We start from the raw sequence: 24,361 nt of genomic DNA, 5'->3' as shown, positions 1-24,361 counted from the left end.
GCCGGCGAGGGGGTGGAGATCGTCAGGCGAGGCTCAGCACCACACGTGCTCGATGAGGTAGCAGGTGTACGACCCGGGCAGCCAGGTCTCGGGCCACCCGCCGGTGCTGTTGTCGACACAGACCTCGCAGTACGCGTGGATGCACTCGGGGTCGGTGCTCTGCGGGCCCGCGTTCGGGGACGTCACGGGCTTCTCCGAGTAGAAGAACCCGTCGGTCTTCAGCTGGTTGAGCTCGGTGTCCGACAGCTTGCCGAAGGAGGCCGCGTCCGACGAGATGCTGAACCTCTGATCCGAAGCCTCCGTCAGGACGGGCGGCGGGTAATCGCCGTAGTCGGCGTTCTGCACCGCGGCCATCTGCTCCGCGAGCAGGATCTCCTTGCCGTCGCTGGCGGAGAGCTTGATGCGCGCGTAGTCGATCGGCGACGCCGAGTAGTCGAGGGCGTAGACCGTCTTCGGGTCCATGTCGAGGCGCAGGAACTCCCCCGCCGGGAGGGCGGACAGCTCGGCCTGCGTGATCCGCTCGTGCTCTACCGCGTCATCGACGATCGGCTCGTCCGACGCGATGCATCCGGTGAGACCGGCCGCCGCGATGACGCCGAGCGCAACACTGAGAACGAGCGACTTGGAAGAACGGATGGGCTGACGAATCATGATGGGCATTCCTTTCGTTTGGCTCACTGACGGAGGTCACCTGGCCTCGGGCTGGCCAGAGGGAGCTCCACCCCTGTCGGTCCTTCGAGCGATGGCTGCTTGTTGGACCCCACGACTCCCGCGAGTTGAGTGGAATGAGGGGAAGATGATTTCATTTCAAACGGTGCCGCAGCCCCCCCATACCTGGCAAGTAAATTCCCGGGGTGAAAGAGAATTCCATCGTTCTTCCTGCGGCATAGTGGTCGGGACGGTGCGCTGTGCGGGTCCCGCATACCTGCAACAGTACAGCGGGTCCACGGCAGGAATCGGGGGTTGCCTTGAACGCCGGTCGCGGACATACCGGAGCCTACATGGTGGACGGGTCCGGAGAGCCGTTCAGGCCAGTCGTCACAACGGCTGAGGCCGCACTCGTGGTGCTTGACGGCCCGCTCGGGACCGAGCTCGCCGCGAGGGGGGTCGAGACGCCGGCGCCGCTCTGGAGCGCCGCGGCCCTGCTCGACGCGCGCGGCTGCGACGTCGTGCGCGCGATCCACCGGGACTACGCCCGCGCGGGGGCCACGGTGCACACGGCGAACACGTTCCGCACGAAGCGGAGGCAGGCGGGCGCCGCGTGGGCCGAGCTCCTGGCGCGGGCGGTCTCGCTCGCGCGCGAGGCCGTGCGCGACGTGGACCCGCGGCACCGGGTCGCCGGGAGCATCGCGCCGCTCGAGGACTGCTACCGGCCGGACCTCAGCCCGGCCGGCGCGCGGCAGGAGCACCGCGAGCTCGCCGAGGCGCTCGCGGCGGCGGGCGTCGACCTCCTCCTCTGCGAGACGTTCCCGCACGTCGGCGAGGCGCTCGTGGCGCTCGAGGAGGCGGTCGCCACGGGCATCGAAGCGTGGGTGTCGTTCACGGCGGGTCCGGACGCGGATCTCCTGTCGCCCGAGGACATCGGCGTCGCCGCGCGGGAGGCGGCCGCCCGCGGCGCGCGGGCCGTGCTGGTCAACTGCACCCCCGCGACCCGCACCCTCGCGCACGTCGAGCGGCTCGCGGCGTGCGGCGTCCCGTTCGGGGCCTACGCGAACGCCGGCGCGGCGACCGAGGGGCTCGGCTGGCGCGAGGGGCAGGACCGCTCGGCGGCCGCGCGCTACGCGGAGCTCGCGCGCGGCTGGATCGAGGCGGGCGCCACGATCGTGGGCGGGTGCTGCGGGACCGGGCCCGCGCACGTCGCGGCGCTGCGCGCGCTCGTCGACGGAGCGACGCGCCGCCCGGCGGGGTCGCCGCGCTGAGGCGCCGATCCCCGGTTGCTCCCCCGGGGTCGACGTGCCACCGATGCCCGAGGCGCAGGGTGACGCCGACGCGCTGCGACGCGGCGCCCTGCAGACGATCCAGATCCCGAGACAGCACGCTGTCGCGATCGGCGACACACCACGGAGACGGAGCGCACGATGATCGATCTCTATTACTGGCCCACCCCGAACGGCTGGAAGATCAGCATAATGCTCGAGGAGACGGGCCTCCCGTACAAGCTCATCCCGGTCAACATCGGGCGAGGCGAGCAGTTCAAGCCGGAGTTCCTCGCGATCAGCCCCAACAACCGGATGCCCGCGATCGTCGATCACGATCCGCCGGGCGGCGGGGCGCCGATCTCCGTGTTCGAGTCGGGCGCGATCCTGCTCTATCTCGCGGAGAAGACTGGCCAGCTCATGCCCTCGGACCTGCGCGGCCGCTACGAGGTGACCCAGTGGCTCATGTGGCAGATGGGCGGCCTCGGCCCGATGAGCGGCCAGGCGGGGCACTTCGGTCAGTACGCTCCGGAGAAGATCCCGTATGCGATCGAGCGCTACACGAACGAGGTTCGCCGGCTCTACGGCGTGATGGACAAGCGGCTCGCGGACCGGCCCTACCTGGCGGGCGAGTACTCGATCGCTGACATCGCGAGCTTCCCCTGGGCGATTCTGTTCGACCGATTCGGGCTCTCGGCCGACGAGCTCGCGAATTTGAAGCGGTGGCTCGACGCGGTGCGCGCGCGGCCTGCCGTCGAGCGGGGGCTCGCGGCCGGCAGCGAGCTGCGGAACCAGAGCCAGCCGGTCGACGAGGAGGCGAAGCGCTGGCTGTTCGGGAAGAAGCCCCAGGCGTGAACCGTCCGTCCGGGGGCGCATGAGGCGCGCCTCGGCGCCCCGCGGCGGCGCGCTCGTGCGTCGTGGGCGCGCGGCGCTTCGCTGACAGGGCTGCGACCGGGGCGGATGGGTCGGCTTCGGACGAACCGTCCCGTTCCGGCGACCCGGCAATGCACACGCGGTTCGACGCGGCGTGTCCCGCGCAGGGGGGATCGCCGCGCCGGCGCGCCCTGCGGGCGAGGCTTCGCCCGGCGCCTCCGGTCCCCGGTGCGCCCTGGTTGGACCTGGCGCCCATCGCTCGAGCGCGCTGCATCCGCCGCGGCGCGAACGTCAAGCATGCCGGGAGCGGAAACGTCTGCACACGTCTGCCAGGCACACACTCTGCTCTGCGGTGAGCCGAGATGTCTGGGCCTGCTGGGCCCTCGCGGACATCGGGGGGAACCGACCATGTCAATGCATAGCAAGATGCTGGTGCCTGCAATTCTTTTCGCAGCTCTGTCCGCCGGTTGCGCGGCGAGCACGGACGAGGCCGATCTCGAGTCGATCGAGCTCGATGACGCGTCGATCGCGTCGGCCGATCAGGCGCTCGAGGGGGCGAGGGGCGGATACGTGGGGATGGGCACGGCCCAGCTCGTGCCTGGCAAGTCCGAGCTCGGCCCCAGCCAGGTTGGACTCGTCCCGAGCCAGGGCGTGATGTTCCCCGGCAAGGGCGGTTTCGGGCCGAGCAAGGGCGTGAGCCCCGGCAAGGGCGGTTTCGGGCCGGGCAAGGGCGTGAGCCCCGGCAAGGGCCAGATCCCGTCCAAGGCTGGGTTCGGCTACGGCGGCCAGCAATCCGGCCAGGCGCTGCAGGGCCAGGCCGGGTATGGCCAGTCGGCCATCGGCCAGAGCGCCGCCCTCGGCCAGTCGGCCGTCGGTCAATCGGGCGCTTATGGCCCGTCGGGCGTCGGCCAGCAATCGGGCTACGGGCCCGGCGCCACGGGCCAGAGCACCTGGTCTGGCCAGCAGCGCAATCCCTGACCTCCCCGCGCGAGCTCTCCGCCCGCTCACGAGGGCCATGATCGACCGCGCCTCGGCGGTCAGAAGACGACGGTCCGGCGGCCCTCGACGATGACCCGCCGCTCCAGGTGCGCCCGGACGGCGCGAGAGAGGACGAGTCGCTCCACGTCGCGCCCCACCCGCGTCATCTCCTCCGGGCCCAGCTGGTGATTCACGCGCGCGACGTCCTGCTCGATGATCGGCCCCTGGTCCAGGTCGCGGGTGGCGTAGTGCGCCGTCGCGCCGATGAGCTTCACGCCGCGCGCGTACGCCTGATGATAGGGCTTCGCGCCCTGGAACGCGGGCAAGAACCCGTGGTGGATGTTGATGACGGGCGGCCCTTCATCGAGCATCTGCTCGGACAGGATCTGCATGTACCGCGCGAGCACGACAATGTCGACATGGTGCCTCTTCAGCAGGTGCAGCACCTGGCGCTCCTGCTCGCGCTTGGTCTCCTGCGTGATCGGGAGGCAGAAGAAAGGGATCCTGAAGCTCTCTGCCACCGCCTCGAGCGTGGGGTGATTGGAGATGACGAGCGGGATCTCGCAGCGGAGCTCGCCCGCGCGCTGCCGGAGCACGAGATCGTAGAGACACGCAGGGTCCTTGGTCACCAGGACCGCCATCTTGGGGATGTGGTCTGTGTAATCGACCGACCAGCGCGCCGAGAGCGCCGTGGCGAGCTCGCGAAAGGCGGCCTCGATCGCGCTGCGGGTGGCCGAGCCGCCCAGGGCGGTGACCGCCGCCGGCGAGGAGAGGCCGGACAGATCGACGACGAGGCGCATGAAGAAGCGCGGTCCCTCGTCCATGAACGCGTCCGTGTGATTGCTCGCGTCGATGATGTTCAGGCCGATGTTGTAGAAGAACCCCGCGAGTCGCGCGACGAGACCGGGCTGGTCGGGAGCGGCGATGAGGAAGGTTGCGTGGACAGGACCCATCATGCGGGTCATGTAGCTCGCCCCGAGGCAGCGGCGCAAGCGCGGGGGCGCCGAGGGGCGCGGAGGGGTCGAGGGGGCGCGCGCGGCGAGCGCTAGCGCCCTTCGCCGCTCTCCGAGGACGGCGGCCCAGACGGATCCTCCGCCATCCTGGGCGCCAGCGTGGAGAGCTCCGCCCAGGGGATGCGCACGGTGCGCTCGACGTCGCGCAGGTGGGCGCTGTCGTTGTAATAGACGAGGTGCCACGCCTCGGCTCGACCCCAGCGCCGCCGGCGCTGCCAGTGGGTGAGCGAGGTGTGGCGGGTGGCGAAGTGCGCCACCGGAAACGCGAGCGCGTTCATCTTGAAGAAATGGAGGAACGCGACGTCGATGAAGCCGCCATGCGTGACGACGACGATCGTCCGCCCCTCGTGCTCGCGGGTGATGCGATCGAGGGCGACAGAGACCCGCAGCATGAACTGAGCCCAGCTCTCCCCGCCGGGGCTCGCCGGGCGGTACGGCTCGCGCTCGAAATCGATCGCATAGCGCACCATCGCCTCCCCGACCGGCATCCCGTCCGCCTCGCCGGGGCGGAGCTCCTGGACGTCGTCGTCGAGCGTGAGGGGCAGCCCCAGGGCGGGGGCGATGATCTCGGCGGTCTGCTGCGCCCGGCGATAGGAGCTCGCGACCACGACATCGGCGCTGATCTCGCGCGTCGCGGCCAGACGATCGCGCAGCCGCTCCGCCTGGAGGACCCCGAGCGACGTCAGCCCGGTGTCCCCGCGCATCCCGCCCACGATATGGTTCACGTTGACGAGCGCTTCTCCGTGCCGGATGAGATAGAGGTTCGTCACGTTCTGAGCCTCCGAGGCGCGCGACCTGGCGGGGGGGAGGGCCGCGCGGGGGGTCCGCGCCCGCTAGGAAGAGCAAGGCCCCCCTCGGATGTCAAGCGTTTGTGCCGCGACCGCCCGGACGCTCAGGGACATCCGTGGAGCAGCGCGAAGAGGGCCGCGCTCTCGGAGCAGACCTGCTCGTCGCGCAGGGCGCTGCAGAAATCGTCGACCGTGCCGAAGGTCTTCTTTCCCGTGCTGCCCTCGATGCAGGAAATCGAATAGACGTACCGCGGAGCGCTCTCGCCGGGGCTCCCCGGCTCGGGCGCCCCGACCTCCTGCGAGCCGCTGTCGCCCGCGTCCTCCGGCGGGTCGACGCCGAACGCCGGGAATAACACGAGGGGCCAGAGGCCCAAGAGGCCTGCTATGAAATTCGAGACCATGAGCTCACCTCCAACGTCGATGAAAATGCCTCCTCGTACGAGGTAGCGATTGCATCGGCCGCATCGGTCGCATCGAGATGCATTCAACAGGCCAGCTCGGGTCATGTCCGCCCATTGCACATGGGCGCGCGGTCCGGGGCCTCGCGCGCGCCCGAGCGAGGGAGCTGCCCCGTCCGGGCCGGAGGAGGCGCCGGCCGCGGATCGCGCCGCCGGCGTGCGGGGGGCGGGGCCGCGCTTGCCAGCGCGCTCGGACATGGCCTACAAGGCGGGCCCCTATGCACCGTCGCAGCTTCATCGCGGCCGCGCTGCTCGGCTGCGCGGCCCTCGCCGGGTGCGCGCCGAGATGGCGCGTCGTGACCCAGGCGAGCCCCGATCCGTTCGTGGGCCAGCGGTATTTCGCCCTGATGCCCATCGACTACGTGGGCCTCCTGATCATCGACAAACCCGAGGACCGGTACCTCGCCAGCAAGGACGGGGACGACTACCAGCGCCACATGGCGGACAAGGAGTCGGTCAACGAGGAGTTCACGAAGGCGCTGGTCGAACGCGCCAAGGAGGAGGGCATCGAGGTCGCGCCGACCACCGGCACGACGTCGGCGCAGTTCGTGATCAGGCCCTATATCGGCTACATGAACCCCGGCTTCTACGCGGTCGCCTCCTCGGCCCCGAGCCAGATCAGGATGACGCTCCGGCTCACGACGCCGGACGGCAAGGTGCTCGATGAGGTCCACCTCTCGAGCCGCACGGCGTCGCCCATCCCGAACACGACCCTGAGCGCCGCCGACGCGGACAAGCTGTCGATCGGCGGCCGCTGGCGCGAGGACGCGCGCGTGATCGGCGCCTACGCGGCCCGCTACCTCGAGTCGCGCGTCAACCCGTAGCGCGCGAGCGCACCCCGCAGAGCGCGCCCTCCCCTCCCCCGGGCGCCGAGAGGCGCGCGCGGCCGCGCCGGCGCGGCGCCGCGATCACCGCCGCGCATCGGCGCCGCGGCGGGCGCTCGGCCGCTTCACAGGAGGACCCCGCGGAGCAGGAGCTCGGCCATGCTGAAGTAGATCACGAGGCCGGAGACGTCGACGAGGGTCGCGACGAACGGGGCCGAGGCGCTCGCCGGGTCGAAGCGGAGCGCCCGGAGCACGAACGGCAGGAGCGCGCCCGCCAGGGTGCCCCACGTCACGACGCCGACCAGGCTGATCGCGACGGTCAGCCCGAGCAGCACGTAGTGCCGGCCGTAGGCCCCGAAGAGGTGCTCCCAGGCGATGACGCGCACGAAGCCGATCGTGCCGAGGATCCCGCCGAGCGCGAGGCCCGAAGCGAGCTCCCGGCGGCTGACGCGGAAGAAATCGCCGAGCCGGATCTCGCCGAGCGCCATCGCCCGGATGACCAGCGTCGTCGCCTGAGATCCGGAGTTGCCCCCGCTCGAGATGATGAGCGGCACGAAGAGGGCCAGCACCACGGCGCGGGCGATCTCGTCCTCGTAGTGCCCCATCGCGGTGGCGGTGAGGAGCTCGCCCACGAACAGCGCGGAGAGCCAGCCCGCGCGCTTGCCGAGCATCCTGAAGAGCGGCGTCCGGAGGTACGGCGCGTCGAGCGCCTGCATGCCGCCGAGCTTCTGGATGTCCTCGGTCGCCTCCTCTTCCACGACGTCCACGATGTCGTCGGCGGTGACGATCCCCTTCATGCGGCCCTCGCCGTCGACGACGGGTATCGCCACGAGATCGTGCTCGGCGAAGCGCCGCGCGACCGCCTCCTGGTCGGCGTCCTCGTTGACCGACACGACGTCGGTCTTCATGATGTCGCTGACGCGCCGGTAGCCGGGCGAGATCATGAGCTGTCGCAGCGACACAACGCCGCGCAGCCGCTGCTCGGCGTCGAGCACATAACCGTAGTAAACGGTCTCCAGGTGATCTCTGGCCTGTCGCTTGAGGTAGTTGATCGCCTCGTCGACCGTCGCCTCCGGCCGCACGCGCGCGAACCACGGGCTCATGAGCCCGCCGGCCTCGTCCTCCGCGTAGGCGAGGAGCGCGCTCACTTCCCGCCGTGTCGGCTCGTCGAGCAGCGAGAGGAGCTCTTCGTGCTCAGCCGGGGACACCTCGAGGAGGATGTCCGCCACGTCGTCGGGCGCGAGCAGGCGGAGCCACAGCCTGCGCTCGCCCTTCGAGAGGGCGGCCAGGAGCGCGACCTGGTCGGCGGTGGAGAGGCCCTGGAAGAAATCCTCCGCCTCCTCGCGCCGCAGGCGGCGATAGGCCTGCACCCGCTCCTCGTTCTCCAGGGCGGGCCACGACATGGACAGCTCGGCGGCCGTGAGCGTCTCGGCCGCCTTGATGGGCGGGCGTTCCATCATCGCCTCACCTCGTCGAGCGCCTGGCCCGCCCCGTCGGCGTCGCCCGGCAGAAGGTGCTCAGTCGGAGGGGCCCAGCGGCAGGCTTGGCCCTCGACCGACGGTTAGCAAAGGGCGCGCCACGGCCGCGCTCCCCGGAAGCAGCGGCGCGCCCGCGGCGCCGCGCGCCGCCCACCTGCGCCGGCCGCCAGCGCTGCGCCTGGGGCGGTCAGATCAGCCCGCAGCGCGCGCTTGTGTCTTGGAATTTTTCCTTGAGAGTCAAACTGCGCCGGTGTGCGGAGTACGGTTTGACAGGAACCCGCCATGCCTCCTAGGATGCAAGCGCTTTCCTTTGCCTTGTTTGCCCACATGAAATCTTCGCCTCAGGCGGTCACAATGAGCTCCGGCGTCCGGCCGTCGGTCCGCATGGAGGAGGTGGCCCGGCACGCCGGGGTGTCTCCTGCGACGGTCAGCAGGGTCCTGAACGACAGGGGCAAGTGCAGCGCGAAGACCCGCGAACGCGTGCTCGCTGCGATACGCGATCTCGGCTACGTGGCGAACGCTGCCGCGAGGAGCCTCGCGCAGGGCCGGACTGGGTCCCTCGGCTTTCTCCTGCCCACGGTCGGCACCGATTTCATGTCGAGCTTCCTCCAGGTCGTCGCGAGCGCGGCCACGCAGGAGGGGTATGATCTCTTGATTGCATTGCGATCGGAGAGCTCGCTGCACCGGATGCTCGGCCGGCACAACACCGATGGTGTCCTGATCTTCGGCGCCGCGATGGGGGAGGCGAGCCTGAGGCGGATCGCGGCCGAGGGGTTCCCGGCGCTCCTCGTCTATCGTTCGTCGCCGCCGGGCCTCTCCTTGCCCAGCATCGTCATCGACAACGAGGCGGGCGTGCGGGAGGCGATCGATCATCTGGTCCAGGTGCACGGCCGGCATCGGATCGCGTTCCTGCGGGGCCCCGCGGGGAACGAGGACGCGGGGCGGCGCGAGGAGGCTTACCGGGGCGCGCTCCTGCGCCATGGCCTCCCGTTCGATCCGCGCCTCTGCCGCGGCGGGCTCGGCGCGGAGGAGGCGCGCGCCTCGACGATCGCGCTGCTCCGCGACCAGGCGGCGTTCGACGCGGTCGTCGGCTGGTGCGACGCCGCCTCGATCGGCGCGATGGATGCGCTGCGGAGCGAGGGGCGGCGCGTCCCCGCCGATGTGTCGGTGGTGGGGTTCGACGACATCGGGCCCGCGCGGCACCTCGATCCGGCGCTCACCACCGTCCGCCCGCCGACGGAGCTCGTCGGGCGCCTCGCCGTCCTGGAGCTCGTGCGGCGGATCCAGGGCGTCGCCACGGAGCCGCAGGCGCGGCTCCCTGTCGAGCTCATCGTCCGCCGCTCCTGCGGCTGCTCGGGCTGACGCGGCCCGCTCACGCGCGCGCGGGCACGCCGAGCGGATCGACCCCGAAGCGGCGCAGGAGGCGGCAGAGCGGGACGAGCGGCAGCCCCACGATGGCCGTCTCGTCGGCGTGGCGCACGTCGTCGAACAGCCACGGTCCGTGCTTCTCGAAGAGGTACCCTCCCGCGCTGCCGATCGGCCGATCCAGCTCGACGTAGCGCCGGATCTGCGCGCGCCCGAGCGGCCGGACGCGGAGCTCCACCGTGACGGTCTCGGCCAGCGTCCGCGGCTCACCCGGCGCGAGCGGCAGCCCCGGGGGCGCGTGCACCGCGACCGCCGTATGGAGCGCGTGGACGCGCCCGGCGAGCCGCCCGAGCTGGTCCGCCGCCTCGTCGAGCGACGCCGGCTTGCGCAGGAGCTCGCCGTCGAGATCGAGCGCCTGATCGGCGCCGATGATCAGGGCGTCGTCGCGCGCGCGCCCCAGGCTCAGCGCCTTGCCCTCCGCGAAGAGGCGGGCGCAGGCGGCGGGCGACAGCCCCTCGGGCGCGATCTCGTCGAACGCCGGCGCGACGGCCTCGTACGCGAGCCCGAGGCGGTCGAGGAGCGCCCTCCGGAAGGGAGACGTGGAGGCGAGGACAATCCGGGACATGGCCGGATCCATGGCACGGAAAGACGCCGGTGCCGAGGGGGACCACCTCCCCCGCCGCGCGCGCGGCGGCAGACGAGAGAGAGGGAGAGAAAAGCCGGCAAGACGCAAAGAACGCCAAGAGGAGAGATCGGGATCCTCCTGTGCCCGTCGATCGATTTCTTCACCTCAAATCTTCTTGTTCTCCTGGCATCCCTCGCGCATTGGCATATTTATTTAATTTTATTGGATTTATATTTCATGTCAATTCCTGTGCCAGACGCGTTCAGACACCGCTCGAATCTCGCTGATTCCCTCCGCGCGGATTCGGCTCCTACATTCATTCCCTCGATCCCGCTCGACGACGCGGAGAGTCAGCAATGGGCATAACCCCGGAGAACCACGAAGGAAAGGCACGTATTACCCGCCGTCAGGTGTCGCCTGAATTACCCATCATGCATTTCATTAAAAAGCAGCTTGCAACAGGGCTCCTCAGCACGCGAGATTGGGGCGATGCAGCAACTCAACACAAGGCACCTCGTCACGCTCTCTCTCGTCGCGCCGGGCATCGGGCTCTCCGTGCTGCTCGCGGCCTCGTCGGCGAGCGCAGCGACGTACGAGGTGGGCCGAGGCAAGCCGTATTCGAGCCTCGCCGAGGTCGCCCCTCGCCTCGCTGCCGGAGATGTGGTCGAGGTCCAGGGCGACGCGACCTATCCAGGGGATCTGATCTTCAAAAAATCCGGCACCGAAGCGCAGAAGATCACCATCCGCGGCGTCCGCGTGAACGGCCGCCGTCCTGTGCTGTCCGGAGGGACGAACACGGTGGTCTTCGGTGGCAATCATTACACCTTCGAGGGCTTCGAGATCACCCGGGGCGCGAACCGCTGCGTGTTCAACCGCGCGCACGACGTCACCATCCGCGACGCGGTGGTGCACGATTGCCCAGGGCACGGCATCCTGGGCGCCGACTCCGAGTCGGGCTCGTTCACGCTGGAGTACGTCGAGGTCTACGCCTGCGGCTCGGGCGACACAAGGCACCCCATCTACATCGCGACCGACGAGGAGACGCGCCTCGGCTCGGTGTTCCGCATGCGGCATTGCTATGTGCACGACAGCAACGGCGGCAACAACGTGAAGAGCCGCGCGGAGCGGAACGAGATCTATTACAACTGGATCGAGGGCGCGAAGTACCACGAGATCGAGCTCATCGGGCCGGACGGCCAGGACGAGGGGCTCGCGCGCGAGGACTCCGACGTTGTCGGCAATGTCTTCCGCCAGACCGGAAAGCACTTCGCCGCGCGCGTCGGGGGCGACGGCACCGGGCAGACGTTCGGCCGCTTCCGGTTCGTCAACAACACGTTCCTGCTCGCCCCCGGGTCGAGGCCGGCGATCCGGATGTTCGACGGCATCGAGAGCGTCGAGATGAGCAACAACGTGTTCTACCGGCTCGGCGGCGGCGGCGTGGAGGTCTACGTCGACAGGTCGGCGAGCTGGGTGACGGGAGCGGCGCTGCTCGCGGGCGCGAACAACTGGGTTCCAACCGGCTCTTCGGCCATCCCCGCGGCGTGGACTGGCACGCTGCAGGGCGCCGATCCCGGGTTCGCCGATGTCGGCTCGATGGACCTCCGCCCGGCGGCGGGCAGCCCGCTCATCGACGCCGGCGCCCGGTGGACGCCGAGCCCGTCCGGCCACCCGTTCCCGAGCCCGCTCGCCGCGCCGCGGTTCACGCCCGCGAAGAGCGTGCGCGCGGTCAGCGGAGCGCCCCAGCGGCCGACCACAGGCGCGATCGACATCGGGGCCTACGAGTTCGGAGCCGGCCTCTCGTTCACCGCGAACGCCATGAGAGCCGTCGGGAGCAATGAAGACGCCGCCGGGAGCGATGAAGACGCCGCCGGGAGCGATGAAGACGCCGCCGGAAACGACAGCGACGCCGCCACCAGCGACAGCGACAGCAACACCGCCGCCGGCGCGGACGGCGACACCGCCGCCGGCGCGGACGCCGCCGACTGCGCCGCGGCCGGAGACGAGGCCGCAGAGGGCACCGATGCCCGCTGCGCCGGCCACGCCGGCTCGTGCAGCGCCGCCGGGGCGCTCGCGGGCGGCCCGCTCGCCGGATCGAGCGCGGCCCTCGCGGGGATGACGGCGCTCCTCGGGGCCGCCCTCCGGCGCCGCGGCCGCCGCTCCAGGGCGTGAGCCGCAGCGCGGGCGCTCACGCGACGAGCGCGCGCAAGAAGCGCCGCGCCGCGGCCGGATCGGGCAGCTGAAACGCCGCGCTGCTCGCCCCGCCGCCCACGTGGACGGTGAGGGCCGTGGGGGGGAGCGCCGCGAACAGATCCTCGTCCGTCCTGTCGTCGCCGAGCGCGACAACCATCGCTTCGGGCGTCACCGTCGCCAGCACCCGCGGCACGATCACCCCCTTGTTGACGCCCCGCAGCCGCACCTCCAGCACCTTCCGGCCGGGGATCAGCTCGAGATCGCGCTCGCGCAGCACCTCGTCGAGCTTCGCCGGCACCTCGCGGGCCATGTGGCTGGCGAGCTCCGGGTCGGCAGACCGGTAGTGCCACGCGATCGACACAACCTTCTCCTCGATGAAGCTGCCCGCCGTGCGATCGACGAAGCCCTGGAGGATCTCGCGGACCCGCGGCTTCCAGTCGAGCGACGCCTCGCGGAGCGCGACCCAGGGCTCGCCGGGGCCGGCGCGGGAGAAGAACCCGTGCTCCGCGTGCAGGCTGATGGGCAGCTCGCCCAGCCACCGCTCGAGGTCCTCGCGCGGCCGGCCGCTCACCACGTGCACCTGCGTCCGCGGGCGCGCCGCGAGCGCGCGCAGGTCAGCGATGAGCTCCTCGTCCGGCGGCGCGAGCTCGGGCATCGCCGCGAGCGGGACGAGCGTGCCGTCGTAGTCGAGCATCACGACGAGCGACGGCGCGCTGCGCGCGCTCGCGATCGTGTTGAGCTGCGGCGCGTCGGCGCGCCGACGGACCGCCCCCACCGCGGGCGCCGCGCTGCGCGCGCGCTCGAGATCGCTCAGGAAGCCGTGCGACCAGCGGTGCACGTCGTGCGTGATGACGCGGCGCCGGAGCGCCTGCATCCGGACGCGCTGCTCGGACGGCGGCATGACGAGCGCCCGCTTGATCGTGGCGGCCACCGAGTCGATGTCGTACGGGTTGACCGGGAGCGCCTCGATCAGCTCGGCGGCCGCGCCCGCGAACTCGCTCAGCACCAGGGCGCCGGTGTCGTCGATCCGCGAGGCCACGTACTCCTTGCAGACCAGGTTCATCCCGTCGCGCAGCGGCGTCACCATCATCACGTCGGCGGCGAGGTAGAGCGCGACGACCTCGGACATGGGCATCGACCGGTGCAGGAAGTGGATCGGGACGTCGTCGAGCGTCGCGTAGCTGCCGTTGATGCGGCCGACGAGCTCGTTCACGACGCGCCGGAAGTCGGCGTAGGCGTCCACCTTCTCGCGCGTCGGCACCGCGAGCTGGACGAACCGGACCCGGCTCCGGAGCTCGGGCTCGCGCTCCAGGAAGCGCTCGATGGCGAGCAGGCGCCGCGGGATCCCCTTCGTGTAGTCGAGCCGGTCGATGCCGAGCACGATCTTCCGTCCCTGGGCGCGCTCGCGGATGCGCCGCGCCTCGGCGCGCACCTCCTCGTCCCGGGCGAGCCGCGCGAACTCGTCGACGTCGATGCTGACCGGATAGGCGCCGAGCCGCACCTTCCGCCCCTCGTACGCGAGCGTCTCGAGGTCGGGATCGAGGCCGAGCACGCGCGCGGCGGAGTAGACGAAGTGGTACCGATAGGACGTCGTGTGAAACCCGACGACGTCGGCGCCGAGCATGCCGCGCAGCACCTGCTCCCGCCACGGCAGGCTCCGGAAGATCTCGGCCGCCGGAAACGGGATGTGCAGGAAGAAGCCGATCCGCGCGTCCGGGATGCGCCGGCGCAGCATCGCCGGCACGAGCATGAGCTGGTAGTCGTGGACCCAGACCCGATCGCCCGGCCTGTACCGGGCGACGATCGCCTCGGTGAAGCGCTCGTTCACCTCGCTGTAGCTCTCCCAGTCGCGCCGGGCGTCGAGGTGCACCTTCTCGGTCAGGTAGTGGAACAGCGGCCAGAGGACGCCGTTCGAGAAGCCGTCGTAATAGCGGCTCACCTCGTCCGGGGTGAGGTGCACCGGGACGGCGCCGAGCTGCTCGAGCTGCTCCTCGAGCGAATGGCGCTGCTCCGCGCCGAGGCGCGAGACGTCGCCCGGCCAGCCCAGCCAGAGGCCGCCGTGGCGCTCGTGAGGGCCCCGGAGCGCGGTGACCAGCCCGCCCGCCGACGGGACGACGGAGACGTCGCCCTCATCGACGTGGACGGTCACGGGGAGGCGGTTCGAGACGATGAGCAGGCGGGACATGCGCGGCGAAGAAGCTAGCGCATGGCGCATGCACCACGCCCACGCGGCGCGGCAAAATCAGGGACGAGCCGAGCGGCTCGTCAGGCGCATCCTGAACGTTACCGGTCGATCCGGATCGGGGGCGCGGTGTTCTCTGGGGCGGGGGGCTTCGTCGCGGGCGGAGGCGGGACCACGCGAGCGGGCCGGCCCCAGGTCCTCCGGCTGGGCGAGCTGGAAGGCGGATCCTCCGGCTTCGCCGGCGCCTCCGCCTGCGCGAGCCTCGCGACGGTCTGCACCGACATCTCCGACGGCCCCTGGATGATGGAGTAGGGCTGGAAGCCTTCCTTCTGCACGGTCAGCCGGCGCGGCGTCGCGCGCACCAGCTCGTTCTCGATCGAGAGCTGCAGCGGCGTGTACCCGAGCGACTTCCCGTCCTCGAGGATCTCGGCGCCCGGCGGGATCGACTCGATGATGAGCATGAACGAGGCCGCGCCCTTGGGATCGCTGGGCGCGCTTGTCGGCGCGGGGCCAGCCGCGGGCGGGGGCGCGGTCGTCGCCTCGCTCGACGCGGGGTTGCGGGTCAGCACGAACGCGACCGCCGCCACGATGACGGCGCCGATGGCGGCCAGGATCACCGCCTTGCGCCCGGCGGGTCGCGCGTCCTGCGCGCCTGCTGCGCCCTTCGACGCGTCCGCCGTGGTCGCCGCGGAGACCCCCGTCCCGACGCCGGAGGTGCGGCCGCTCGCCTCGTCGTCCGTCGACGGCGCCGGGAGCGTCACCGCCTCCTTGAGCGCCTGCACCGTGGACGAACGCGACGAGATCTGCACGCCGGGCAGCGACTCGAACGACGTGATCTGCGTGCCGCCGAAGGCGGTCGTCACGCCCATGCCGCGGGCGCACTCGCCGAGGCCCTGGATGAGGGCGTCCATCGTCGCGGGCCGTCCGTCCGGATCCTTCGCGAGGCAGCGCATCACGAGCGCCTCGAGCGGCTCCGGGATGTCGACGTCCGGGTTCCGATCCTTCATGCGCGGCACCGGCTGCTGGAGGTGCGCCATCAGGATCTGGATCGACTTCTCGGACTCGAACGGGACCTTGCCGCAGAGCATCTGGTAGAGGATCACGCCCAGCGAGTAGATGTCGGTCCTGAGATCGACCTTGCCGTGCGAGATCTGCTCGGGCGACATGAACCGGGGCGAGCCGAGGAACGCGCCCTGCTGCGTGAGCTCCTCCGAGTCGTCGCCGAGCTGCTTCACCAGGCCGAAGTCGAGGATCTTGACCGCCTCCTCCGAGTCCTCGTTGTGGACGAGCATGACGTTCGACGGCTTGAGGTCGCGGTGGACGACGCCGTGCTTGTGCGCCTCGCGCAGCCCGCGCGCGATCTGCCGGGCGATGCGCATGGCCTCGGGCGGCGGGAGGCGCCCCTGCCGGCGCACGCGCCGGAAGAGCGTCTCGCCCTCGAGGAACTCCATCGCCATGAAGAACCGGTCCTGATCGTCGGCCTCGATGCGGCCGTAGTCGAACACGGTGACGATGTTCGGGTGCTGGAGGCGCGCGAGGATGCTCGCTTCGAGGAAGAAGCGCTTGTGGAAGTTCGGGTCGAGCTGCCGCGAGGCCTGGTTCGGGATCAGGACCTTGATCGCCACCGCGCGCCCGAGCGGGAGCTGCTCGCCGCGATAGATCGTGCCCATGCCGCCGGTCGCGAGCATGGACAGGATCTTGAACTTGCTGTTGAGCACCTTCCCGAGCAACGGATCGATCGGCTCGCTGCGCGCTACTTCATCGATGACGTTTTCGTTGGCACTCATATGAACTCCGTCGCCTTCCCCGTGCGGGCGCGGGCGAGCCCTCCCCTCGGTGTCGATGCCTCGCGATGCGTGAGCTTTGACCTCATGATCGTGGGGAGCTTCGGTGCGTGGGGCCGTCGGGGCAGTCTAAACGGAAGAAAAGTCCTTGGCGACCTTTCCTCGATCGCCCCGTTCGCGAGGCCGATGGTCCCCTGTCGGAGGCCCTGCCGGGAGCCCTGCCGGAGGCCGTGCGGGGGGCGCTGCACCATGCGTCGAGCGCCATAGCCCCGATTGACGGGAACCGCCAGTTGCTGGCATCGAGCGTCCGCATCCGACCTTCGCACCACGAGATCCTGCCAGGAGATTACACCGCTCCGCGCCCGCGCGATGCTCTTCCGATCGTCCTTGCCTCGCCTCGCCGCCGCGGGCGCCGGACGTCCCCGCCGGCCCTCTCGCCCTGGCGGGCGGGGACGAGGTAGTAGAGGAGGATGCGACCCGATCGCGCCCTGCGGCGCTGGTGGAGGGGAAGAGAGTACCGGCGCCTACTCGACGAGGCGGCGTCCGAGCTGGCCGGCTCCCGCCACGCCGAGGCGGAGGCGACGTGCGCGCGGGCGATCGCCGTCGCCGAGGAGATCTTCGGCCCCGGGGACGCCGAGCTGACGGGGCCGCTGTACGCGCTGAGCTCGGCGCAGCTCGCGCAAGGGCGGCTGGACGAGGCGCGCGCGAGCTCGGCGAGGGCGATCGCCATCGCCGAGGCGGCGGGGGCGGGCACGGACCCCCCGCTGCCGAGGCTGCTCGAGCAGCTCGCCGCGATCCTAGAGCGCCGGGGGGCGGCCGAGGACGTCGAGGCGCTGTTCCGCCGGATGCTCGCGGGCTACGACCGGATGCGCGAGCCCGATCCGGTCGAGCTGTCCGCGCTGCTGAACCGGCTCGGCCTGCTGCTCGGCCGGAGGGGGGCGCGCGCCGAGGCGGCGCCGCTCTTCCAGCGGGCGATCGCGCTGCGCGAAGGGGTCGCGCTGCGCGAGGGGGCGACCTCCGCCCGCCATCCGCTCGTGGCGGAGGCGCTTTACAACGCGGCCACGTTCCTCGAGGAGGACCGCCCGGTGGCCGAGCGGGAGGCGATGCTCCGGAGAGCGCTGGAGATCGCCGAGACGGACCCGTCCGTGGAGGGGGCGCTGCTCGCGTCGATCCTCCACAACCTGGCGGTCGCGCGGGAGGCGCTCGGGGATGCGGCCGAGGCGGCGGGGCTGTACGAGCGCGCGCTCACCGCGCGGGAGGCGCTCGTCGGAGCCGCCCACCCGTCGCTCCGGCCGACCCTTGTCCGGCTCGCCCAGGTCCACCACGCCGCGGGGCGGCCCTCCGCGGCGCTGCCGCTCTACGAGCGGGCGTTCGCGCTGGCCGCGGCGGAGCTCGGGTCGGATCACCCGGTGGCCGCAGCGATCACGGCCTGGATGGACGAGGCGCGGAGCCGGAGCTGACGCGCCGCTCGGCCGGCGGCGGGCGGCGGGCCCCACCCGCCCGGCGGGCGCTCAGCGCTCGGACGGCGGGCGATCGCCGCCCTCGCGCCAGCGATCGACGAGCTCGGGGAGGACGGTCGAGGCCATCTGGAGCAGGTGCGCCATGTGGTGCTCCGGCGTGTTGCCCCGGAACCCGCGGACGCGGAGCTCGCCCACGCTCGCCTCGGTGGTCGGGGTCAGCTGCTTCTCGAGCTTCCTCGAGACAGCGCCCTCGGCCGCGCGCAGCCGCAGGTGCGGGGGAGCGTCGAACGCAGGCGCCCGCTCGACGGGGTGCCCGGCCGCCGCGCCGAGCAGGTAGTCGGCCGTCGCGCTGGAGCTGGCGTACGCGATCGGGTCGATCTCGGAGTGCGTGATCGTGAACAGCAGCTGACCCGAGGCGGCGAGCTGCGCCGCGCGCGCGAACGACGCGAGCTGCAGGTGGTTGAGCCCGCTCGGGTGCCCGGGGACGAAGCCGCAGTGGATGCCGTCCGTGACGAGGACCGCGTCGAGCCGCTCGATGCCGCGGCGGAGCTCGAGGATCTTCGCGATCGCGCCGTAGCCCGCGCTCCACGAGGAGAGCGCGACGCGGCGGAGCCGCGGGGTCGGCAGCCCGCGCTGCGCGAGCGCCCGGTCGATGTCCGCGAGCAGGCTCTCGTACATGCCCGGCTGCGCGTAGTGGTCCTCGTAGGCCCCCGAGCCGATGCCCAGGTTGATGACGGCGACCGCGGCGTTGAGCCCGGCGACCTCGGCGCTCTCGCGGACGAGCTGGGTGCTGCCGTGGAAGTGGAGCACGAGATCGTAGCTCGACCCGGTGGGCGTGAACGTCTCGGGCGTGAAGAGCACGCCGCCGCGGATCGACGCGTACCCGTCGTGCCGGATCTCGGGCGGCGGCGTCGCCCCTTGCCAGCGCGCGAACACCTCGGGCGCGACGAGCACCTTCGCCGCGGCGTCCTCGCGCGCGGAGCGCGACGCGAGGAGCAGCGCGCGGCTGACGGGCGTCATGGCGCGGAAGGCCTCGGCGTTGACCGGCATCCGCGCGGCGATCCCGCGGGCGGCCACGACGACGACGACGAACACGGTCGCCGCGGCCAGGACGAACGCCCCGAGAGCGCTCCACCTGCGGGCGCGGCGCTCGTCCGGTGAGGGAGCCGACCAGGAGCCGTACGGCCCGGCCCCGGCCAGGTGCAGCGGCGCCCCCTGCAGCGCCGGATCGCCGAGGCCGGGAGCGAACCCCTGCTCGAGCGGGCCGGGCGCCGAGCCAAGGGGCGGCGGATCGAAGAGAGACCCTTGCTCCAGCGAACCGGGCAGCGGGTCGAGGGGGAGACCGCGATCCGGGGAACCCTGGACCACGGTGACGGGCGGCGGCGTGGGCGTCAGCGAGAGGTCCACAGGCGACCTGTCAGCGCGCACGTTTCCCTTCATTCGATGCGCCTCCTCAACGGGGACGTAGCGCTCGGCCTTCGCTGCCAGGCGCTGCTTCGTCTCGGTGAGCGCGTTGCACATGCGGCGCCGCGCTGCGTTTCTGCTCCTGCCATGAGCCCGGAAGGCGCCGTGGCAGCGGGAGGATCGACCAGCACGGCACGAAGCTCAAGCGGCAACCGTGCCGTACGCGCATATTTGAACGTGACGGTAATACTGTGTGTCCTGCTGGAACACGCATGGGTGAGCCCGTCGGGCGGCGAAGCGAGGGGGCGAGAGGGAAGTGCTCGCGGCGGCGCGGGTGAGGTGCGCGCGGTGAACAGAGCACGGCGGCGATGCAACGCGCACTTGCACCGCTCTCCCCCACCCAGCAAGGTGCTCCGCGCTTGTTCCCCCGTGAGGCCCGCTTCCTGCTCGCAGCGACGCTGCTCCACGCTGCCATCCCGTGGCTCTCGCGGATCGCTGGCAGCCCCGCGCCGGCGCTCATGGCCCGCTCGAGCGGCGCGTACCGCGAGGTGGAGATCGAGGTGCAGCCCGTCGCGCCGCTCGTTCCGCAGCGGGACGAGCCGCGCGCTCCGGACGAGGCGCGGCCGCGCGAGGAGACGGAGCCGGTCCTCGGACGGACGGCGCGCCGGGAGCGGCGGCGCGCGCTGGAGGCGCCGGCGCCGCCGGAGGCTCCGGTCGAGCCGCGGGGAGGCCCTGTCGCGCCCCCGGCGCCGGCGGCCGAGTACGGCGGGCCGCCGAGCGCCGAGGGGCCGCCGGGCGTGGCAGGGCTCGGCGGCGTGCCGGTGTGGCAGCTGCCCGGCGTGCTGCCCGACCGCGCGCCTCCGCCGCCGGCGCCGACCGCGCCGACCGCGCCGCGCGAGGTCTCGATGGACAGGGCCGGCGAGGTGCTGCGCGACGTGATGCGCGATCGGGACAAGACGCTGGGGCTGGATCTTCCCGCCGCCGGGACGGTCGCGTCGGTGGTGGCGGACGCGGTGCGCGCAGCCGAGACGCCCGCGACGGCGCGCGCGGTGTTCGAGGTGCAGCTGAGCGGCGCCGGCGCGGTGCTCGGGGTGCGCGCGCTGTCGTCGACGGCCGGAGCCGCCGCGCTCTGGGCGCGGGTGGCGCGCGAGGCGGCGGCGCAGCTCGCCGGGCGCGTGCTCGCGATGACCGCCGGGTTCGCCAAGGGCGCGAAGGTCTACGTCACGGTGAGCTCGTCGGTGAAGATGCCGAGCGGCGCCGCGTCGGGCGGCATCCACCATCAGGGCGCGGGCTTCGGGTTCGACGTCTCCGACATCGGCGCGAGCCCCAGCCGCCTTGTGCAGTCGAGCTTCCGCGTCGAGGCGATCGACTGAGGCGCGCGGGCGCGCGGCGGCGCCGCGCGCGATGCGATCAGCGGCCCCGTCGCTCGGTCCAGCGCCGGTAACGCGCGGCGCTCGCGGCAAGGCCGATCCCGAGCAGCCCGAGCAGGCTCAGCGCCGCGGGGACGCCGGCGAGCCACACGAGCACCGGCCACGGGGGGCGCGTCGCGCAGCGGCGCCGCGTGGCGAAGCGGCAGGCGTGGCGCTGCTCGAGCGCCTCCGCGGCGGCGCGGACCTCGGGCGCGTCGTCGGGCAGGCCGCGCAAGGCCGCCGAGGCCATCATGTAGGCCGCGGAGGCCGAGCGATCGTGGGCCGGATCCGCCGGCACGCGGTCGCGCACGAGCTCGAGCAGCCGGGCGGCGCGCTGCGCCGGCGCCTGCTCGGCCAGCGCTCCGGCGAGGTGGCGCGCGAGCGCCTCGTCGAACTGCAGGGCGCACGCAACCGCAAGGTCTTCCCCGAGCGTGAGGTAGACCGTCTCGCCCGACGCCGTCTGGCGGGGCTCCGTGCCGGACACCGCGACCGGCCTGCGCAGCGCGACCCGCGCCCCCCGGACACAGCGCGGGACCTTCGGGAGATCGCGCAGGTGCACCGCGGCGTAGCGCTGGTACGCGACGCCGGCGATCGCGCCGAGCGAGAGCGCAAGCGCGAGGAGCGCGGCGATCCAGCGCGCGCTGACGCCGGAGCGCGCGGAGCGGCCGTCGCGCGCTGCCGGCGCGGCGCGCTCCTCGCGCGCTGCCGGCGCGGCGCGCTCCTCGCGCGCTGCCGGCGCGGGAGCGGGCTCGCCGGAGGGCTCTCGGGACGACATGGCCGCGGGTATGGACAGCCGCGACGACGCTGTCAATCGATGCGCTGTCAGGAAGGGGACGCCGCGCCGGCGAGGCGCGCCACCTGCGCCCAGGTGCGGGCCGCCTCCTCGTGCCCGCTCGCGGCCGCGAGCCGCGCCAGGAACTGCGCGCACGCCTGCTCGCCGTGGCGATCCTCGGCCTCGCGAGCGCGCGCGAGGGCGCTCAGCGCCTCGAGCAAGGCGCCCTCCGCGCGGCCCGTGGCGGCCAGCGCGACGCCGTAGGCGAGCAGCGCCCGCGCCCGATGCGAGGGCGACGCGTCGGCCTCCGCCGCGATCCGGAAGCGCCGGAGCGCCTCCTCCTTGGCGCCGCGCCCGAGCGAGATCAGGCCGCTCATGCGCTCCGCCAGCGCCTGGTGCTCGCCGGTGCGGCGGAGCTCGCCCACGAGCCGCTCCAGCGTGCGGACGTCGCCCTGAACCAGCGCCTGCTTGGCCAGCTCGGCGAGGCGGACCGCGATGTCGTTCATCGACAGGACGGGCGACTCCGAGGTCTTCGCGAGCGGATCCCCCGAGGCGTCGTCGAGCGGGAAGTCCTCGTCCAGGGAGGGCACGTCGGGGAAGTCCGCGGGCGTCTCGTCCGGGAACGCCGGCGCGGAGCCGCCCGGCCGCGACGCGCGGAGCCCGCCGGCGCGCGCGCCGCCGCTCTCGGCCGGCATCGTGGAGCCCCGCCGGCGCGCGGAGCTGTCCGCCGCCGCGCGGAGCGCGTCGGCGCCGGCGGGCTCCGAGGCGGCCGTCGCGCGCTGCGGATCCGGCGCGTCGCCGACCACCTCGATGGGCGTGCGGTAGGTCGGCGGCTGGCTCGAGGTGCTGTCCGGAGCCCCGTCCAGCCGGTGCTCCCTCGCGGTCTCCTGCTCGTCGGCGAACGCGAGCAGCTCGGCGGCCGACGACTCGAGCAGCGCGTCGCCGGCGGCGCGCGCGGCGCGCCCGGCGAGATCGGCCGCGGAGCTCCGGTCGCCCGCCTTCGCGGCGTGAAACGCGGCGTCGGCGAGGCCGAGCACGCCGGCGTGATCCTCGACCACGCGCGCCGCGGCGAGGTGCCACGCGGAGCGCTCGCCCGGCGGGACGGCCGCGAGCAGGGCGTCGCGCAGCGTGCGCGAGGAGAGCTTCAGCCAGCCCGGCTCCGGCCGGAAGGCCCAGCCGGCGCCGAGCAGCGCCGCCTGGACCGCGGTGACCTTCGGGGCGCCGGTGCCGTCGCACAGCGCCTCGATCGCCGACTCGGACGCGTCGCCGCCGAGCGTCGCGAGCGCGGTGAGGACGGTGCGATGGCCGATCGGGAGCAGGCGCAGGCGGCCCTCGATCGCGCGGGACGCGTGCGGCGCCGCGAGCTCGGCGCCGGTCATGGTGCGCGCGGGCCTGCCCCGCCCGGCGCTGCGCCGGCGCGGCGCGACGCTCCTGCCGATCCAGCGCAGCGCGCCGCTCTCCAGCGCCTCGCAGATCAGCTCGCGCAGGGCCAGCGGGGAGGGCGGCGCGCGCGCGGCCCACCGGCGCGCGCCCGCCTCGTCGATGCAGCCGTCGAGGAAGCGGCGGACGAGGTCCTGGGCGCCCGCGGCGGAGAGCGGCCCCAGCGCGACCGTCGCGGCGGGCGTGAGCGCGGTGAGGGGCGCGGGGAGCGGCTCCGCGCGCCCGAGCCGGACGACGGCGCGCAGGCCGCCCATCTCCAGCGCGATCGCGATCGCCTCGAGGCTCGCGGCGTCGACCTCGACGGCGTCGTCGACGGCGATCAGGCCGGAGCGGGCGCCCTCCGGGGCGAGCCACGCGGCGATCACCTCGGCGGCGCTCCACGGCTCGACGCCCTCGCCGGCGATGAGCCGCGCGAGCGGGGGCGTCAGGCGATCCGGGAGCGCCGGCGCGCGGCCCTTCTCGGTGCGGGGCGCCGCGCGCACGAGGGCGCGCCGGAGCGCGCCGAACGGCTCGCGCGAGGCGCCGATCGGCGCGACGAAGAGGCTCCGCGACGGGGCGAGGGCCCTGAGCAGCTCCAGGAGCAGCCGCGAGCCGCCGGCGCCGGGCTCGGCGCGGACGAGCGCGAGGGAGCCGGGGGGCACGGCGAGCGCGGCGAGCTCGCCGTCGCGGCCGCTCAGCGGCGGCTTGCAGAGGCGCGCCACGCTCTCGGCGACCTGCCGGCGCAGCGGCTGCTGCGCGTCGAGGCGCAGGCCGCGCACCCGGCGCGCGCCGTCGACGCCGCGGTGGATGCCGAGGGTCATGAGCTCGCCCGAGAGCACGGCCTGGAGCGCGGGATCGAGGAGCACGTCGCCCGGGAGGGCGATGCGGGCGAGCATGACGGCGACGAGCAGCGGCTGCCCCCACGAGAGCGCGGTGAAGCGCCCCGCCTCGCCGACGTAGGTCATCTCCCCCTGCGCGATGCCGACCGCGAAGCGCGCGTCGGGGTGCACGGACGCGTCCTCCGCGGCGAGCGCCGCGAGCAGCACGGCCTCCTCGATGTCCTCGGGGCTGAACTCGAAGGAGAAGGTCTGCGCGCTCCAGGCGCACAGGGTGGCGCCGAGCGCCTCGGCGCGCTTCTTCAGCGCGAGCGCCCGCGCGAGGTAGCTCTCCTCGCCGCGCGCCTCGCGGCGAGGAGCGCGCGGCGCGCCCCGGTGGCGCGACGGCGGCCCCGGCGCGCGCGTGGCGCCGCGGCGGCCGGGCCATGGCACGACCGCGTCCGTGCTGTCCGGCTGCGAGAGGGCCGCAGTACCTCGAAAGGACACGACGATGCGCTCCGGCATTGCGGCGAGTGTAGCGGGGCGCCGGATGCGCGTGGGTGGTTCTTGGCGTGCGCGCGCGCACGCGCGGTTACGATGGATCCTGG

The 24,361-nt window shown here is 72.8% G+C and carries 19 protein-coding genes; 8 read left to right on the top strand and 11 right to left on the bottom strand.

Annotation, left to right across the window (positions count from 1 at the left end; translation table 11 throughout):
• Window positions 1-33: 33 nt before the first annotated feature.
• The gene (locus WME75_RS03000; RefSeq protein WP_437486219.1) at window positions 34-651 is read right to left on the bottom strand and encodes a hypothetical protein; all 618 of its coding nucleotides are present in this window, start codon (window positions 649-651) and stop codon (window positions 34-36) included.
• A gap of 410 nt (window positions 652-1,061) precedes the next feature.
• Between WME75_RS03000 and WME75_RS02995 the strand changes: the two genes are divergently transcribed.
• From WME75_RS02995 to WME75_RS02985, 3 genes are all read left to right on the top strand, one after another.
• Window positions 1,062-1,919, top strand: a complete 858-nt coding sequence (locus WME75_RS02995) for a homocysteine S-methyltransferase family protein (RefSeq protein ID WP_437486217.1) — start codon at window positions 1,062-1,064, stop codon at window positions 1,917-1,919.
• A 159-nt stretch (window positions 1,920-2,078) separates the two neighbouring features.
• On the top strand, window positions 2,079-2,771 hold the full coding sequence (locus WME75_RS02990; RefSeq protein ID WP_437486215.1) for a glutathione S-transferase N-terminal domain-containing protein: 693 nt from the start codon (window positions 2,079-2,081) through the stop codon (window positions 2,769-2,771).
• 426 nt (window positions 2,772-3,197) lie between these two features.
• The gene (locus tag WME75_RS02985) at window positions 3,198-3,767 is read left to right on the top strand and encodes a hypothetical protein (RefSeq protein ID WP_437486213.1); all 570 of its coding nucleotides are present in this window, start codon (window positions 3,198-3,200) and stop codon (window positions 3,765-3,767) included.
• A gap of 59 nt (window positions 3,768-3,826) precedes the next feature.
• Here the strand turns inward: WME75_RS02985 and purU are convergent, their stop codons facing one another.
• The 3 genes from purU to WME75_RS02970 all read right to left on the bottom strand — a co-directional run bounded on the left by purU (window position 3,827) and on the right by WME75_RS02970 (window position 5,969).
• Window positions 3,827-4,720, bottom strand: a complete 894-nt coding sequence (gene purU, locus WME75_RS02980; RefSeq protein WP_437494733.1) for a formyltetrahydrofolate deformylase — start codon at window positions 4,718-4,720, stop codon at window positions 3,827-3,829.
• Window positions 4,721-4,812: 92 nt separating this feature from the next.
• On the bottom strand, window positions 4,813-5,550 hold the full coding sequence (locus WME75_RS02975) for a histidine phosphatase family protein (RefSeq protein WP_437486211.1): 738 nt from the start codon (window positions 5,548-5,550) through the stop codon (window positions 4,813-4,815).
• 122 nt (window positions 5,551-5,672) lie between these two features.
• Complete coding sequence (locus WME75_RS02970) at window positions 5,673-5,969, bottom strand: hypothetical protein (protein ID WP_437486209.1); 297 nt, start codon at window positions 5,967-5,969, stop codon at window positions 5,673-5,675.
• Between the two features lie 275 nt (window positions 5,970-6,244).
• Between WME75_RS02970 and WME75_RS02965 the strand changes: the two genes are divergently transcribed.
• Window positions 6,245-6,850: a hypothetical protein gene (locus tag WME75_RS02965; protein WP_437486207.1), complete on the top strand. Its 606-nt coding sequence runs from the start codon at window positions 6,245-6,247 to the stop codon at window positions 6,848-6,850.
• A gap of 125 nt (window positions 6,851-6,975) precedes the next feature.
• On the opposite strand, the gene mgtE is transcribed toward WME75_RS02965, so the two are convergent.
• Window positions 6,976-8,310 (bottom strand): magnesium transporter, encoded by a 1,335-nt coding sequence (gene mgtE / locus WME75_RS02960; protein ID WP_437486205.1) that lies wholly within the window; start codon window positions 8,308-8,310, stop codon window positions 6,976-6,978.
• A gap of 372 nt (window positions 8,311-8,682) precedes the next feature.
• Here mgtE and WME75_RS02955 point away from each other — a divergent pair, with 372 nt between their 5' ends.
• Window positions 8,683-9,690: a LacI family DNA-binding transcriptional regulator gene (locus WME75_RS02955; RefSeq protein WP_437486203.1), complete on the top strand. Its 1,008-nt coding sequence runs from the start codon at window positions 8,683-8,685 to the stop codon at window positions 9,688-9,690.
• Window positions 9,691-9,700: 10 nt separating this feature from the next.
• Here WME75_RS02955 and WME75_RS02950 read toward each other — a convergent pair whose 3' ends face one another.
• Window positions 9,701-10,318 (bottom strand): Maf family protein, encoded by a 618-nt coding sequence (locus WME75_RS02950; RefSeq protein ID WP_437486201.1) that lies wholly within the window; start codon window positions 10,316-10,318, stop codon window positions 9,701-9,703.
• A 489-nt stretch (window positions 10,319-10,807) separates the two neighbouring features.
• Here WME75_RS02950 and WME75_RS02945 point away from each other — a divergent pair, with 489 nt between their 5' ends.
• The gene (locus tag WME75_RS02945; protein WP_437486199.1) at window positions 10,808-12,487 is read left to right on the top strand and encodes a right-handed parallel beta-helix repeat-containing protein; all 1,680 of its coding nucleotides are present in this window, start codon (window positions 10,808-10,810) and stop codon (window positions 12,485-12,487) included.
• 16 nt (window positions 12,488-12,503) lie between these two features.
• On the opposite strand, the gene WME75_RS02940 is transcribed toward WME75_RS02945, so the two are convergent.
• Complete coding sequence (locus WME75_RS02940) at window positions 12,504-14,693, bottom strand: bifunctional alpha,alpha-trehalose-phosphate synthase (UDP-forming)/trehalose-phosphatase (RefSeq protein WP_437486197.1); 2,190 nt, start codon at window positions 14,691-14,693, stop codon at window positions 12,504-12,506.
• Window positions 14,694-14,791: 98 nt separating this feature from the next.
• Entirely contained in the window at window positions 14,792-16,477 is a 1,686-nt protein-coding gene (locus WME75_RS02935; RefSeq protein WP_437486195.1) for a protein kinase domain-containing protein, read from the bottom strand.
• A 467-nt stretch (window positions 16,478-16,944) separates the two neighbouring features.
• Here WME75_RS02935 and WME75_RS02930 point away from each other — a divergent pair, with 467 nt between their 5' ends.
• Window positions 16,945-17,934, top strand: coding sequence for a tetratricopeptide repeat protein (locus tag WME75_RS02930; protein WP_437486193.1), 990 nt, complete (start codon window positions 16,945-16,947; stop codon window positions 17,932-17,934).
• A 51-nt stretch (window positions 17,935-17,985) separates the two neighbouring features.
• Here the strand turns inward: WME75_RS02930 and WME75_RS02925 are convergent, their stop codons facing one another.
• Window positions 17,986-19,455: a hypothetical protein gene (locus WME75_RS02925; RefSeq protein WP_437486191.1), complete on the bottom strand. Its 1,470-nt coding sequence runs from the start codon at window positions 19,453-19,455 to the stop codon at window positions 17,986-17,988.
• A gap of 302 nt (window positions 19,456-19,757) precedes the next feature.
• On the opposite strand from WME75_RS02925, the gene WME75_RS02920 reads away from it, so the two are divergent.
• Entirely contained in the window at window positions 19,758-20,711 is a 954-nt protein-coding gene (locus WME75_RS02920; RefSeq protein ID WP_437486189.1) for a hypothetical protein, read from the top strand.
• Window positions 20,712-20,748: 37 nt separating this feature from the next.
• On the opposite strand, the gene WME75_RS02915 is transcribed toward WME75_RS02920, so the two are convergent.
• Window positions 20,749-21,522, bottom strand: coding sequence for a hypothetical protein (locus WME75_RS02915; RefSeq protein WP_437486187.1), 774 nt, complete (start codon window positions 21,520-21,522; stop codon window positions 20,749-20,751).
• 47 nt (window positions 21,523-21,569) lie between these two features.
• Complete coding sequence (locus WME75_RS02910; RefSeq protein ID WP_437486185.1) at window positions 21,570-24,278, bottom strand: hypothetical protein; 2,709 nt, start codon at window positions 24,276-24,278, stop codon at window positions 21,570-21,572.
• Between the last annotated feature and the right edge of the window lie 83 nt (window positions 24,279-24,361).

This window comes from Sorangium sp. So ce1014 (assembly GCF_051521505.1).
Classification (GTDB): Bacteria; Myxococcota_A; Polyangia; order Polyangiales; family Polyangiaceae; genus Sorangium.
The sequence above is the reverse complement of the archived record's forward strand: the minus strand, read 5'-3'. Positions and strand labels throughout refer to the sequence as shown.